This window comes from Sphingorhabdus sp. EL138 (assembly GCF_945890115.1).
Lineage (GTDB): Bacteria > Pseudomonadota > Alphaproteobacteria > Sphingomonadales > Sphingomonadaceae > Sphingorhabdus_B.
The window spans coordinates 1-12,960 of the sequence record NZ_CAMDCK010000029.1; the positions used below are offsets into that span (position 1 = coordinate 1).

Consider the following 12,960-nt stretch of genomic DNA (forward strand, 5'->3'; position numbering starts at 1 on the left):
AACAACATGCTGCTGGGAGCATCGATGATAGCGACCTGTGAGACCTTTATTATGGCGGAAAAGCTTGGCCTTGATCTCCAGACTTTTTACGATATCTCGTCCAAAGCCTCGGGTCAAAACTGGTCGATGACCAGCTATTGCCCGGTTCCAGGTGTTGGGCCAACATCGCCTGCGGACAATGATTATCAGGGCGGTTTTGCGACCGCGCTCATGCTGAAGGACCTGAAGCTGGCGATGGAGGCCGCGCAGTCAGTCAACGCCGATGTGCCAATGGGCGCGCGGGCGGCAGAACTGTACGCCCAATTTGACGAAGCCGGAAATGGTGCCCGCGATTTTTCGGCAATCATCCAAACCCTAAAAGCCCAAGCGTAAATTGTACGACGTCGGAAAGCTTTGAGCAGCAGGATTGCAAAGCCTACAGAAAACATATTACGACTGCCGCCAGTTCCTTCATCACTCGACAACCGGCAAACGCGCCGAACCTTAAAAATTAGGAGTTGCCCGTGCAATCAGTAACCACACAGAAATTTGACGACGTCCTTTTGGTGCTTGTCGACAATCCCCCCGTCAACGCTTTGTCTTGGCATGTCCGGCAGGGGTTGAAAGACAGTTTCGAACAGGGACTGGCGGATGATAATGTAAAAGCCATTGTGCTGCGCTGTGCAGGATCGACCTTTATCGCCGGTGCCGACATCACCGAATTTGGCAAGCCACCGCAAGGCCCGGATTTGAACGCCGTGTTGACCATGGTTGAAGCTGCCGGCAAACCTGTTGTCGCTGCCATTCATGGCACGGCGCTTGGTGGAGGTCTGGAGACCGCTCTGGTGTGCCATTACCGCATCGCCGTGCCGTCCGCGCGGCTTGGTGTGCCAGAGGTTACGCTTGGCCTTTTACCGGGCGCTGGAGGTACACAAAGGCTACCGCGCGTCGTCGGCGTCGAAGCCGCCGCCACCATGTGTGCGCTTGGCGAGCCTTTGTCGGCGACGAAGGCGGCGTCGATTGGTTTGGTCGACCGGTTGGCGGGTGAAAACAGCCTTGCCGACGACGCCATTGCTTATGCACGCGAATTGATCGCTATTGGCCCACGGTCAACGCGGGATCGTCCGCTGGTGGGTGATATTGGGATCATCGCACAATTGAAGTCAGCCAATGCCAAAAAGTGGAAAGGCTTTGATGCGCCTTATGCCAATCTTGCCTGTGTCGAGGCGGCAACGCGGTTGCCCTTTGACGAAGGTATGAAGTTCGAACGTGCGGAGTTTTTGAAGCTGATGGGCGGATCGCAATCTGCGGCGCAGCGTCATATGTTCTTTGCCGAACGCCAAGCCGCCAAGATTGACGGGCTGGCTAAAGACATTGCGTTGCGTGATATTAAGAAAGTCGGCGTGATTGGTGCGGGCACTATGGGCGGCGGGATTTCGATGAATTTCCTGTCAAAGGGCATTGCCGTGACCATCGTCGAAATGGTGCAGGAAAATTTGGACCGCGGCGTTGGCGTTATCCGCAAAAATTACGAAAACAGTGCAGCCAAGGGACGCTTCTCGCCTGAGCATGTAGAGGAAATGATGGCCTTGCTGACGCCGTCATTGACGCTCGATGATCTGGCCGACTGCGACCTTGTCATCGAAGCCGTCTATGAAAGCATGGAAGTCAAAAAAGACGTGTTTGGAAAGCTGGACAACATTTGCAAGCCCGGCGCGATTCTCGCGTCGAACACATCCTATCTCGACATTGACGAAATCGCCGCCAGCACCGCGCGTCCGCAAGATGTCGTCGGCATGCATTTCTTCTCGCCTGCGAATGTCATGAAATTGCTGGAGGTCGTGCGTGGCGACAAAACCGCGCTAGACGTGCTGGCCACGGCCATGGCGATTGGCAAGAAAATCGGCAAAGTGGCCGTAGTCGCTGGCGTATGCCATGGCTTTATCGGCAACCGGATGCTGTCCACGCGTCAGGAGCCAGCGATGCAATTGCTGTTGGAGGGCGCGACGCCCGCTCAGATCGACAAGGTGCATACCGATTTCGGCATGCCCATGGGACCGTTTCAGATGAGCGATCTGGCTGGCCTCGACATTGGCTGGCATCGTGACCCGTCAAAGGTCGAGACCATCCGCGACGCGCTATGTGCGGCTGGCCTTTTTGGTCAGAAGAACAGCAAGGGCTTTTACGATTATGATGAAAAACGTGTCGGCACGCCAAGTGCCGAGGCGCTGGCGATTATCGAGGAATTCCGCGCCACTTCAAATCTGCCCAAGCGCGAGATTAGTGACCAGGAAATCGTCGAACGCACGCTCTACCCTATGGTCAATGAAGGCTACAAAATCCTTGAAGAAGGCAAAGCCCAGCGCGCATCCGACATCGATGTGGTCTGGATCTATGGCTATGGCTGGCCGATTTATCGCGGCGGCCCCATGTTCTGGGGCGAATATGAAGGCGCAGGCAAGATTGTGGAAGCGCTCGAGCGCCATGGCGTCACAGTCGCAGAGAGCTTGAAAGCCAAAGTCTGATATTTGCAGCAACAGACCCGGCGCCGTACAATGCGCCGGGTGGGCGAATCGGCGCAGCGATGGGCAACCGAAGCAGCAAGCCCAAAACATCGCCGCATCGAAACAATGCAGGTGACGTGCTCTGTGATTGCTGGTGGGGAAATTCCGCTGAGATCATGGCATTTAAGCCATTGAGAAATATGGTGGGCGCTAACGGGCTCGAACCGCTGACCCTCTCGGTGTAAACGAGATGCTCTACCAACTGAGCTAAGCGCCCCTCTCGGGAGACGGGCCTTTGCCAAAGCGAAACACATTTGGCAAGGCCATTTAAATGATAGGCGAAAAGCGCGCGCCGATCGCTGCAAAATAATCGTCCATTTTCGCGGAAGTTTCGGAGGAAAGCTCAATAAACACGCGCCGTGCGTCGGCTGGGTCTTGCCGCCGCAAGAGCATGCCACTTTCGGTCATCGCAGAAATCCATCTTAAGGCTGTCGTCGGCGGCACCGCAGCGGCGATACACAGGCTGGATACGGATACGCGCTGCCCCTCTTGCGCTGCTGCCTTAAGGTCAAGCAGGATATCCCAACTCGGATCTGCAAACAGGTCCGGCGGGAAAAACTGTTCGCGTAACCGGCGCAGTTTGATAATTTCGCGCAGACTGAGCTTCGCCGCGGCATCGTTGGCGACCGAATTCTCGCCCGGGAATCCTTGAAATCCCCCCAAAGGCGCTGCCCTAAAGCCAGTCGATTTATCCCTTATCTTATCCTTCGGCTCTGGATCAGCCATCCGCGCCAGCGTTCGGGCGAATTCGGCTAACTCGTCGCTGATCCGGTGCAGCGATCTGAATTCTACTTCTTGGTCTTTCTCCTGCAATCGATCCATTCTGATTCGTCCAAATGCGCCCACCAAAATAGGCATTGCTTCGACGTCATCCGCATTGACCAGAAAGTGACATTGGCCGTGCGGAAACGCCGCATAAACTTCTTCCAGCGACTCCATCTTGGACCAAATCAATGCAGTGCTGCGATGTGTTTGCAGATAATGCGTTATCCGCGATATGATATCGCTGAGTCTCTCCGTTTCGGAGGAAAGGTCGATCAGCAGAAAATCCGCAGGTTGCGTATCTTCCATTGGCAACGGCGTGCAACCGGCCAATTTTGCCAGCAACGCAAGTTTGGTATCTCGCTCCAATGATCCCCCGGCGATCATCGCAATGCGTCCGTTTTGGCCCGTGCGGCTAGGAATTGAGAGGTCTGGCATATTTTTCAAACAACTGTATGATAAGATTATGCTTTTGTGAACGCACGAAAAAAATGACAGTTCATTTGTAAAACTTATCTCCAAATTATCTCCATATTGGAGGAAACAGTTTTGGCGGACAGGAGGTTTGCTTACGCTGCACGATGCGCTATCCCCTTGTGCATGAAGCGCCAGCATCGCCGCGGCATGACTCAAAGGAGCAAAATTAGATGAGAAGACATCACATCATGATGAGCGCAGCGGCGCTTATATTGTCAGGAGTATCAATGACAGCGGTTGCACAAACACAAAAAATGAATGCCAGCCAGGCTGCGAATGAACCCGCATTGCTGCAGGAATGGACGGGACCTTATGATGGCGTGCCACCATGGGATCAGGTGAAGGTCTCGCAATTCCCCGCAGCATTCCAAGCCGCGATGGCTGCGTCGAAGGCTGAATTCGAAGCCATGCTTGCAAAGCCCGGAGCCATCACCTTTGACAATACGATCACCGCCAGCGAGCTGTCCGGGGAAAAGATCGGCCGCTTATTCTCCATTTGGGGTGTCCATTCCTCGAATCTGTCTACCCCCGAAGTGCGCAAAATTCAGGCCGAGTGGGAACCAAAGCTGAGTGCGTTCTTCTCCGAATTGGCGTTGGATGCGCGGTATTTCCAGCGTGTGAAATATTTATATGACCAACGCGCCAATCTGGGTCTCGATACCAAGCAGATGCGGCTGTTGGAGCGGACCTATGACGGATTGGTCCGCAATGGCGCGATGTTGGATGCGGCACAGAAAGCGCAAGTCATCCGCATTGAGACCGACCTATCGAAGAAGTTTTCCGCTTTTTCCGACAAGGTGCTTGCGGATGAGGAAACTTTCATTCTGATCACGCAGGAGGCCGATTTGGCTGGCCTACCAGACACTTTTGTCGCGTCGTTGCAAGCCGCAGCCAAGGCGAAGGGCCAAAGCGGATGGGCCGTCGTCAACACCCGTTCAGCGGTACAGCCATTCCTTGAAAATTCGACCCGCCGCGATTTGCGCGAAAAAGTCTGGCGTGCCTTCACCAAGCGCGGTGATAACAAGAATGCCAATGACACCAACGCGACCATCGCCGAAGTCCTAAAGCTGCGTCAGCAACGTGCCGAGATATTGGGCTTCCCGACCCATGCGCATTACCGGATGGCCGATACGATGGCGCAGGACCCGAATAAAGCAATGGACCTGATGATGAAGGTTTGGCCGGCCGCAGCCGCGCGCGTGCGTGAAGAAGTCGCGGACATGCAGGCGATTGCCAATGCGGACAACATAACGGTCGAACCATGGGATTATCGCTTCTACGCCGAAAAGGTGCGCAAGGCGAAATATGACCTCGATCAGGAAGCGGTAAAGCCATATTTCCAATTGGATAATATGGTCGCCGCAATGTTTGATGCCGCAGGCAAGCTGTACGATATGAGCTTCACTGAAAACACCGGTACGATTCCTGTGTTTGAACCCAAAGTACGGACATTTGAAGTCAGGCGCGATGGCAAGGTCGTTGGCCTGTTTTACCTCGACAACTTCGCACGCGCAGGCAAGCGTTCAGGCGCGTGGATGACCACCTATCGCAGCCAGCACAGTTTGGGCGGCAAGAACAACATTGTGCTGGCGTCGAACAACAACAACTTCGTGCCCGGCGCCGATGGCGTGCCAACGTTGATCAGCATCGATGACGCTTCAACCTTGTTCCACGAATTTGGTCATGCGATCCATTATCTGAACTCCGACATCACATGGCCTGGCCTTGGCGGGACACCGCGCGATTTTGTCGAATATCCCAGCCAAGTGAACGAAAACTGGCTGCTGACGCCGTATATTCTCAACACTTATGCCAAGCATTATAAGACCGGAGAGCCCATTCCAGCCGCTTTGGTGGAGAAAATACGGGCAAGCGATACGTTCAACCAAGGGTTCTCCACGGTTGAATATCTGTCGAGCGCAATATTGGATATGAAATTGCATAACCGAAGCGAGCCTGTGGCCGATCCCGCTGCCTTTGAACGCGATACGCTTGCAGAAATTGGCATGCCAAAGGAAATGGTCATGCGGCACCGCTTGCCGCAATTTAACCACCTGTTTTCCAGCGACAGCTATTCGGCGGGCTATTACAGCTATCTTTGGTCCGAAACGATGGATGCCGACACTTGGGCCGCCTTCACCGAAAAGGGTGATGTCTGGGACAAGGAAACGGCAGAGCGTTTCCGCTCCATGCTGATGGCGACTGGAAATGAAACCGACCGGATCGCGGCCTATCGCGCATTTCGTGGTCGTGATCCCGACGTCAAATACATCATGAAAAAACGCGGATTTCCGACCGGCGAATAACGCTTCTTCCAAATGAAAAAGGGGGCTGCGCAGGCGAAATTCTGCGCAGCCTTTTTTGTTGTGATTTTCCAAAAGCGATATAAATATGATATCATCTTTTTAGGGAGATTATGATGACCGATGATTCTGCAAATAATCTGAATGCAAGCCGCGAGGTCGCCGCGCGCAGCTTTAACGGCTATGTGATGTTGCTCGTCCTTCTGGGGAGCATGCTTTGGTTTGGCTGGGCGATGTCGAGTGTCATACCGGATGAACCGAATGCCGATTTCCTCGGCATGGGGCTAAGCATCGCTATTTTCCTTTTCGTCTCGAGCGGCTTTTACATGCTGCAACCTAATCAGGGCGTCGCGCTGACATTGTTCGGAGCATATAAGGGCACGGACCGGAACGAAGGCTTGCGGTGGACTTGGCCCTGGATTGCCAAGGCCAAGATATCGCTACGCGCGAACAACCTGATTTCCGAAAAGATCAAAGTAAACGACTTGCGCGGTAACCCCATTGAGATGGCGGCGCAGGTTGTGTGGCGCGTGACGGACACTGCGCAAGCATTGTTCGATGTGGATGATTATAAGGCGTTCGTGCTCGCCCAGATTGAGGCGGCAGTCCGCACCATTGGCGCGCGCTACCCCTATGATGACTTCACACATCAGGAAGTGACGTTGCGCGGTAATCATGACCAAGTTGGCGCCGAATTGCGGCTGGAGTTGATGGAGCGTTTGCGCGTTGCAGGCATCACTGTGGACGAATGTGGCTTCACCCATTTGGCCTATGCGCAGGAAATCGCGGGCGCCATGCTGCGTCGTCAACAGGCCGAGGCCGTGGTTGCCGCGCGCAAGACCTTGGTTGAGGGCGCAGTCGGCATGGTCGAAATGGCGCTTGAGATGCTGTCGGCGAAAAACGTTGTCGAACTTGACGACGAACGCCGCGCGGCGATGGTGTCCAACCTGATGGTTGTTCTGTGCGGTGAGCGTGACACGCAACCCGTGGTCAATGCTGGCACCTTATACAGCTAGGTCAACACATTGTCCGCTCCGTCCAAAAAGGCCTTCCCGCTCCGGCTCGATCCGGCATTATTTGCCTGCATCGAACGGTGCGCGGCGGCCGATTTCCGGAGCGCCAATGCCGAAATTGAGGTGCTGTTGCGGGAGGCATTGGCCAAGCGCGGCATGAAGGTTGGGGTCAGTGAAATGCCAAAACGCGGACGTCCGGCAAAGGAGACTTGAGATGCTAGCTTTATTTTCGGGTAAAGAGCCTTGGTTCCGGGCGAAGAAATTCGGTTACGGTGCAGGACTGCCGTTCAGGTGGCAGGGCTGTGTAACATTGGCGGTCTATCTTTTGGTGATGGTGGGTTTGGGGCTGTTCGCGGACGTCCATGGCGCCATGCCTACGTTTGTAACTGTGGGGCTCATGCTGACCACGACTGCCATTTTCCTCGTCATCGTCCGCAACCATACCGAAGGCGGGTGGAAATGGCGCGGAGGTTGGGGCGCTTAGCCTAAAGCCTCGTCCAACAACCGCGCCAAACGGATGCCGCCACGTTCCACCTGTTGGCGCAATGCTGCGCGCGAGGCCGCGACATCGGCTTCGTCAATGATGACGGGTGCGGTTGGCTTTGCGCCACAGGCGTCACCATCCATGGCGCGCGGATAGGCTATGTCGCGCGACACGGCCCAATTTTCTTCACTCCAACTGCGCGCATTGCCTTGCACGACTGCTGCTTTTTCGGCTGGGGAAAACCGGCGGACTATGAAGGGCGCGGCTGACAGTGCGCGGTCGGCCAAAAGCCCGTCCCACACCGAATGGAGATTATATCCCGGCATCACACCATAAGTGGTTTTTAGGTCATTGCCGCCGCGATCGGCCCGGTCGCCAGCATGCAATGGCTGGTGGATGTCGCCGACAAAATGCACCAGAAATGCAAGCGCCTCCAACCGGACATGCGCGGGCAGGGACTTGTTCGATAGAAGCGCAAAGTTGCGGTCAATCTGCGCAGAAACGCAATTGCCATCGGCGCAGGCGCTTTTCAGATCGAACGGCTTGCAGATGTCGACATTTTGGTAGTGCCAGCTGTTGGTATAGCCCCAGCGAACCCGGTCGCCCTTGATGCAATCCGCCCAAACGCTGACGTCCGCAATATTGCGCATCGCGCATTTTGGCGTGCCCAACATAGGCGCCGCCCTCAACAGACGCTGCATATTTGCACGCGCATATGGCGACATATTGGCCTGGGCAATGTGCGCCACGGTTTCGTGGCCATATTCCCAATAAGCCTGGGCAGGTGCCAGTGGAGCAAACAAGAGGGCGAGCGAAATAAGGAAGCGTTTCATGCAGCGTCCATAAGATGCAACTGCGTGTAAATCAAAGCACTAAGCAGATTCATCGCCGTAGATAGCAACAAATTTCTCCCCGGCACTGCTGGCCTTTCCGCGATACATGCCCGGCGTGTTGAAGCTGAATGTTGACGTGCCATCGGGCGCGGTGACGATGACGCCGCCGGTGCCGCCCAATTGGCCTAATTCGTTTATGACATGGTCGGCAGCAAGCTTGGCATCTTCGCCCAGCATCCGCATCCGCGCGCAGATTTCATGTGCAACGCCCAACCGAATGAAAAATTCGCCAGCGCCTGTGGCTGACACTGCGCAGGCGCGATTGTCGGCGTAAGTACCTGCGCCAATGATGGGTGAGTCGCCGATCCGGCCCCAACGTTTGCCAGTGAGGCCACCGGTCGAGGTGGCAGCAGCGACATTCCCATCCTGATCAACCGCGACCGCGCCGACGGTGCCATATTTCATATCGATATCGTACCAGCCCAGCTTCTTCGCCTTTAGCTCTTCCAGCTGGCGCCAGCGTTCGGGGATCGCAAAATAATCGGGGTCGACTTGGTCCAGCCCTTGTTCGCGGCTGAATTCGTCTGCGCCTTCGCGCGACAGCATGACGTTTGGGCTATGTTCAATGACCGCACGGGCAAGGAGGACGGGGTTGCGTGTGTAGCGCGCGCCAGTCACTGCACCTGCACCCAGCGTCTTGCCGTCCATGATCGCGGCGTCGAGTTCATTAATACCTTTATACGTGAACACCGCGCCATACCCAGCGTTGAAATGTGCGTCATCTTCCAGCGCCATGACAGCGGCGGAAACTGCATCCATGGCACTGCCGGAATAGGCAAGCACAGCGGATCCCGCTTCCAGCGCCGTTGATAGACCAGCGCGCGCGCCTTCATCCTGCTCTGCAGAAAAATTCGAGCGCACCATGCTGCCCGCGCCGCCATGAATCAACAGGGTCCATTTTGGCGGGGTCATCAATCTGTTCCTTTTGGACTTCCGGGGTGGGCAGCTATGCTACACCAATCCGGATAGTATCAAAAGCAACCAGATGACATCGCCAAAATGCGGGTCACCCAAAAGATAATCAGAAACGCATCGCGACGCTCACGCCGCCGCTCGTGCTGTCGCCCCATGGCAAAACCACGGCCTGTCGTGCGCTGCGTTTATGCGTGATCAAAAACCCAGATGCTGTGCCAATGCCCGCGCCGACCACCACGTCATACCAATGGTGTTTGTCCGCCTGAACACGCGCCAAGCCGACAAAGCTTGCGGCAAGCAAGGCAGGCAAGCCAATGTCGGCGCCCTGGCGATTGTATAAGGTTGCGGCGGCGGCAAAGGCAGTGCTGGTATGGCCAGATGGAAAACTCTTCCGGTCGCTGCCATCGGGGCGCAATTCGGGGAAGGTGTTTTTCAGTCCCGTTGTGACTAATGCAGTGGCACCAAGCGATCCTGCTGCCTGAAACGCGCCTTGTTTATCGCCTTGCACGATGGGCAGGCCAAGCGCAGCCAAGCTTAACCCAGCAACGCCCACATCGCTTGCGGTTGCCCACGCCTTTTCATTTTTGGCCTGCGCTTGCATCGGCGCTGCTGCCAGTAAAAGCGCTAGAACAACTCGGCTGATCTGCTTTTTCATATGACGTCCTTTATGTTCTCTATCGCCCCGTCGGGCCTATGGGCGCGTACAGAGCGATAGCCTATACGATATTAAGGCTATGCCATGGCAGGCGGACGATAGGGCCCAGCACACCATATTGTAACAAGTTCAGGATGATGATTGCGGGAAAATCCCAAGCCGCCTATAACCCGTCAATGTCTTCTATTCGCCCGTGGCGCGATATCGCGCGTCGTCAGTCCCGCCAGATCATGGTCGGTAACGTCCCTGTTGGTGGAAATGCCCCAATCTCGGTGCAAACCATGACCAATACGCTGACCAGCGATGCGGCTGCGACGATTGACCAGATCCGCCGGTGTGAGGATGCAGGCGTCGATATCATCCGCGTTTCCTGCCCCGATGTGGAAAGCACGGCGGCGCTGAAACAGATTGTCCGTGCGGCCAATGTGCCGATTGTTGCCGACATCCATTTTCATTACAAACGCGCGTTGGAGGCGGCGGACGCGGGTGCGGCGTGCTTGCGTATCAACCCCGGCAATATCGGTTCATCGGCGCGCGTGAAGGAAGTCGTCAACGCCGCCAAAGCTAATGGCTGCGCGATCCGGATCGGCGTGAACGCCGGAAGCTTGGAAAAAGACCTGCTCGAAAAATATGGCGAGCCTTGCCCGGAGGCGCTGATTGAGAGCGCGCTTGACCATATCAAGTTGCTGCAGGACCATGATTTCCACGAATTTAAAGTCGCGGTGAAGGCATCGGACGTTTTTCTGGCGGTTGCCGCTTATATGGGCTTGGCCGACGCCGTCGACTGCCCCTTGCATCTTGGCATTACCGAAGCGGGGGGCCTTATTGGCGGAACCGTAAAATCATCCATCGGCATGGGCAATTTATTGTGGGCCGGCATTGGCGATACGATCCGCGTCAGCCTGTCTGCCGAACCCGAAGAAGAAGTGCGCGTCGGCTATGAAATCCTGAAAGCCTTGGGCCTGCGCACCCGCGGCGTGCGCGTCGTCAGCTGCCCAAGCTGCGCGCGCCAAGGCTTTGACGTCATCCGCACGGTGCAAAAGCTGGAAGATGCGCTTGGCCATATCAAGACACCCATGTCGCTTTCTGTCCTTGGCTGCGTCGTCAACGGCCCCGGCGAAGCGCGCGAGACCGACATCGGTATAACTGGTGGCGGCAATGGCAAGCATATGGTCTATCTGTCTGGCGTTACCGACCATCATGTCGAGGATGACGACATGGTCGCGCATATCGTGCGCTTGGTCGAAGCGAAAGCCGCAGAGATTGACGCAGGCACCAGCGTCAGCATGGATACGCTGCACGGGAAAGCGGCTTGAGCCTCTCGATACGGGTGGCAACGCCAAGCGACATCTCGCTCATCGGGCAATTTATCCGCGACCTTGCGGAATATGAAAAGCTTGCGCATGCCGTGCGTTTTGATGAAGCGGTGATGGCGCAAAAGCTGTTTGGGCCGCGGCCTTATGCTGAGGTTCTGATCGGCGAGATCGACAAGGTGGCGCAGGGCTTTGCTTTATTCTTCCACAATTTTTCGACCTTCGAAGGACGACCCGGAATCTATCTGGAGGATTTATTTGTCCGGCCGGATGCGCGTGGGTCAGGGCTTGGCAAGGCGTTGCTGGGCAGGCTTGCCGCCCTTGCGGTCGAACGGGATTGTGCGCGGCTCGAATGGTCAGTGCTGGATTGGAACACGCCAGCCATTGATTTTTATAAGGCGCTTGGCGCACGTCCGATGGACGAATGGACCGTCTACCGCGTTGACGGCGCGGCGCTTGATAATCTTGCCGCACACAGGCTGTAAACATGGCTGAACTGCACCCGCGTCCGTTCATCCCGTTCATGGTGGCGGCAGCAGGCATTGGTACATTTTCGCTGATGGATGCGGCGATGAAGGATCTGGCGCTTTCGCTGGGTGCCTATAATGCCGTCATGTGGCGCAATTGCTTTGGTGCATTGTTCATGGGCCTATTGTTTGTCGGAACGAGACAGAAATGGCCGCCAGTCGATATCCTGAAAATGCATATTTGGCGCAGCATAATCGTGTCGGTGATGGCGGTCAGCTTTTTCTGGTCATTGACGCAATTGCCGCTGGCGGAGGCCATTGGGTTGAGCTTTATCGCGCCTGTCATCGCGCTCTATCTTGCCGCTGTTATGCTAGGCGAGACGATAGGCCGCTCTGCCATCTGGGCGTCGCTGGCGGGGCTTGGCGGGGTATTGATCATCATGGCTGGCCGGTTGAGCGGAGACTATACCAGCGGCCATCTCTGGGGCGCTGCGGCGGTGTTGGGTTCGGCTGTGGTGTTTGCGTATAATCTGATCCTCGCCCGGCGGCAGGCGCAAGTGGCGGGGCCCATTGAAATCGCCTTTTTCCAGAATCTGTTTGTGGCGTTAACGCTTGGCCTTTTCGCGCCATATTTTTTGCAGCCGATCGGCATGTCCGATGCGCCCATGATCAGCGGTGCCGCGGCGCTGGCGATTATCTCGTTATTACTGCTGAGCTGGGCCTATGCCCGCGCCGAGGCACAGATTTTGATTCCGGTCGAATATACTGGCTTTGTCTGGGCGGCGTTTTTCGGCTGGCTGTTCTTTGCCGAGCCTGTGACCCTGCCCGTCCTTTTGGGCACGGCCTTGATCGTGGCCGGAAGCCTGATCGCGGCAAGGGCAAAGCCCGAGCCTGTCAATCAGGTGGAGATTGCGACGGTTTAGGGAGGGGGCAAAGCTTCTTTCACAAACCCAATGCGTCGTCATCCTGAACTTGGTTCAGGATAACGAACCACCGCCTGTTATGCTGAAACAAGTTCAGGATGACGAGGGGTGGGGGTTTCCCTAAGCCGCTAGCGCGGAGTAGATCATCGTCTTGATCTCGCGGCGCACGGGGTAGGTGGTTGAAGGCAGCAACTGCGTCATGAAAATCATGA

At 55.9% G+C, this 12,960-nt stretch carries 13 protein-coding genes and 1 tRNA gene; 9 read left to right on the forward strand and 5 right to left on the reverse strand.

Translation table 11 applies throughout. The annotated features are described in order from the left end of the window. Both Q0O07_RS10830 and Q0O07_RS10835 read left to right on the forward strand, forming a co-directional pair. A partial coding sequence (locus Q0O07_RS10830) for an NAD-binding protein (RefSeq protein WP_295493531.1) occupies positions 1 to 372 on the forward strand: 372 nt, incomplete at its 5' end. A 131-nt stretch (positions 373 to 503) separates the two neighbouring features. Continuing rightward, positions 504 to 2,504, forward strand: a complete 2,001-nt coding sequence (locus Q0O07_RS10835; protein WP_295493534.1) for a 3-hydroxyacyl-CoA dehydrogenase NAD-binding domain-containing protein — start codon at positions 504 to 506, stop codon at positions 2,502 to 2,504. A gap of 180 nt (positions 2,505 to 2,684) precedes the next feature. Here the strand turns inward: Q0O07_RS10835 and Q0O07_RS10840 are convergent. Together Q0O07_RS10840 and Q0O07_RS10845 are read right to left on the reverse strand one after the other, a co-directional pair. Next, positions 2,685 to 2,760: transfer RNA gene (locus Q0O07_RS10840), tRNA-Val, on the reverse strand. 50 nt (positions 2,761 to 2,810) lie between these two features. Then, positions 2,811 to 3,743: a hypothetical protein gene (locus tag Q0O07_RS10845; RefSeq protein WP_295493538.1), complete on the reverse strand. Its 933-nt coding sequence runs from the start codon at positions 3,741 to 3,743 to the stop codon at positions 2,811 to 2,813. A 209-nt stretch (positions 3,744 to 3,952) separates the two neighbouring features. Between Q0O07_RS10845 and Q0O07_RS10850 the strand changes: the two genes are divergently transcribed. From Q0O07_RS10850 to Q0O07_RS10865, 4 genes are all read left to right on the forward strand, one after another. Then, entirely contained in the window at positions 3,953 to 6,088 is a 2,136-nt protein-coding gene (locus Q0O07_RS10850) for a M3 family metallopeptidase (protein WP_295493540.1), read from the forward strand. A gap of 113 nt (positions 6,089 to 6,201) precedes the next feature. Further along, positions 6,202 to 7,101, forward strand: coding sequence for an SPFH domain-containing protein (locus Q0O07_RS10855; RefSeq protein ID WP_295493542.1), 900 nt, complete (start codon positions 6,202 to 6,204; stop codon positions 7,099 to 7,101). Positions 7,102 to 7,110: 9 nt separating this feature from the next. Further along, positions 7,111 to 7,311, forward strand: coding sequence for a toxin-antitoxin system HicB family antitoxin (locus Q0O07_RS10860; RefSeq protein ID WP_295493545.1), 201 nt, complete (start codon positions 7,111 to 7,113; stop codon positions 7,309 to 7,311). A 1-nt stretch (position 7,312) separates the two neighbouring features. Then, complete coding sequence (locus tag Q0O07_RS10865) at positions 7,313 to 7,582, forward strand: hypothetical protein (protein WP_295493548.1); 270 nt, start codon at positions 7,313 to 7,315, stop codon at positions 7,580 to 7,582. Here the strand turns inward: Q0O07_RS10865 and Q0O07_RS10870 are convergent. The 3 genes from Q0O07_RS10870 to Q0O07_RS10880 form a co-directional block, all read right to left on the reverse strand. Continuing rightward, positions 7,579 to 8,415 (reverse strand): S1/P1 nuclease, encoded by an 837-nt coding sequence (locus tag Q0O07_RS10870; protein ID WP_295493550.1) that lies wholly within the window; start codon positions 8,413 to 8,415, stop codon positions 7,579 to 7,581. The two genes, Q0O07_RS10865 and Q0O07_RS10870, sit on opposite strands and share 4 nt — an antisense overlap. Positions 8,416 to 8,454: 39 nt before the next feature. Further along, positions 8,455 to 9,387 carry an isoaspartyl peptidase/L-asparaginase family protein gene (locus Q0O07_RS10875; protein WP_295493552.1) on the reverse strand — a complete coding sequence of 311 codons (933 nt, stop codon included), beginning with the start codon at positions 9,385 to 9,387 and terminating at the stop codon, positions 8,455 to 8,457. 109 nt (positions 9,388 to 9,496) lie between these two features. Continuing rightward, positions 9,497 to 10,045, reverse strand: coding sequence for a phosphatase PAP2 family protein (locus Q0O07_RS10880; protein WP_295493555.1), 549 nt, complete (start codon positions 10,043 to 10,045; stop codon positions 9,497 to 9,499). 176 nt (positions 10,046 to 10,221) lie between these two features. Between Q0O07_RS10880 and ispG the strand changes: the two genes are divergently transcribed. The 3 genes from ispG to Q0O07_RS10895 are packed head-to-tail and all read left to right on the forward strand — an operon-like array spanning position 10,222 to position 12,748. Further along, complete coding sequence (gene ispG, locus Q0O07_RS10885) at positions 10,222 to 11,361, forward strand: flavodoxin-dependent (E)-4-hydroxy-3-methylbut-2-enyl-diphosphate synthase (protein ID WP_295493565.1); 1,140 nt, start codon at positions 10,222 to 10,224, stop codon at positions 11,359 to 11,361. Further along, positions 11,358 to 11,843, forward strand: coding sequence for a GNAT family N-acetyltransferase (locus Q0O07_RS10890; RefSeq protein WP_295493558.1), 486 nt, complete (start codon positions 11,358 to 11,360; stop codon positions 11,841 to 11,843). Before ispG ends, Q0O07_RS10890 begins: the two co-directional genes overlap by 4 nt. 2 nt (positions 11,844 to 11,845) lie before the next feature. Next, a complete protein-coding gene (locus Q0O07_RS10895; protein WP_295493561.1) occupies positions 11,846 to 12,748 on the forward strand; it encodes a DMT family transporter in 903 nt (300 codons plus the stop codon). Positions 12,749 to 12,960: the final 212 nt, after the last annotated feature.

Coding starts and splice junctions, on each gene's coding strand:
- Q0O07_RS10880 (WP_295493555.1), bottom strand. CDS start 10,045: ATGAAAAAGCAGATCAGCCGAGTTGTTCTAGCGCTTTTACTGGCAGCA.
- Q0O07_RS10870 (WP_295493550.1), bottom strand. CDS start 8,415: ATGAAACGCTTCCTTATTTCGCTCGCCCTCTTGTTTGCTCCACTGGCA.
- Q0O07_RS10895 (WP_295493561.1), top strand. CDS start 11,846: ATGGCTGAACTGCACCCGCGTCCGTTCATCCCGTTCATGGTGGCGGCA.
- ispG (WP_295493565.1), top strand. CDS start 10,222: ATGTCTTCTATTCGCCCGTGGCGCGATATCGCGCGTCGTCAGTCCCGC.
- Q0O07_RS10845 (WP_295493538.1), bottom strand. CDS start 3,743: ATGCCAGACCTCTCAATTCCTAGCCGCACGGGCCAAAACGGACGCATT.
- Q0O07_RS10875 (WP_295493552.1), bottom strand. CDS start 9,387: ATGACCCCGCCAAAATGGACCCTGTTGATTCATGGCGGCGCGGGCAGC.
- Q0O07_RS10855 (WP_295493542.1), top strand. CDS start 6,202: ATGACCGATGATTCTGCAAATAATCTGAATGCAAGCCGCGAGGTCGCC.
- Q0O07_RS10865 (WP_295493548.1), top strand. CDS start 7,313: ATGCTAGCTTTATTTTCGGGTAAAGAGCCTTGGTTCCGGGCGAAGAAA.
- Q0O07_RS10850 (WP_295493540.1), top strand. CDS start 3,953: ATGAGAAGACATCACATCATGATGAGCGCAGCGGCGCTTATATTGTCA.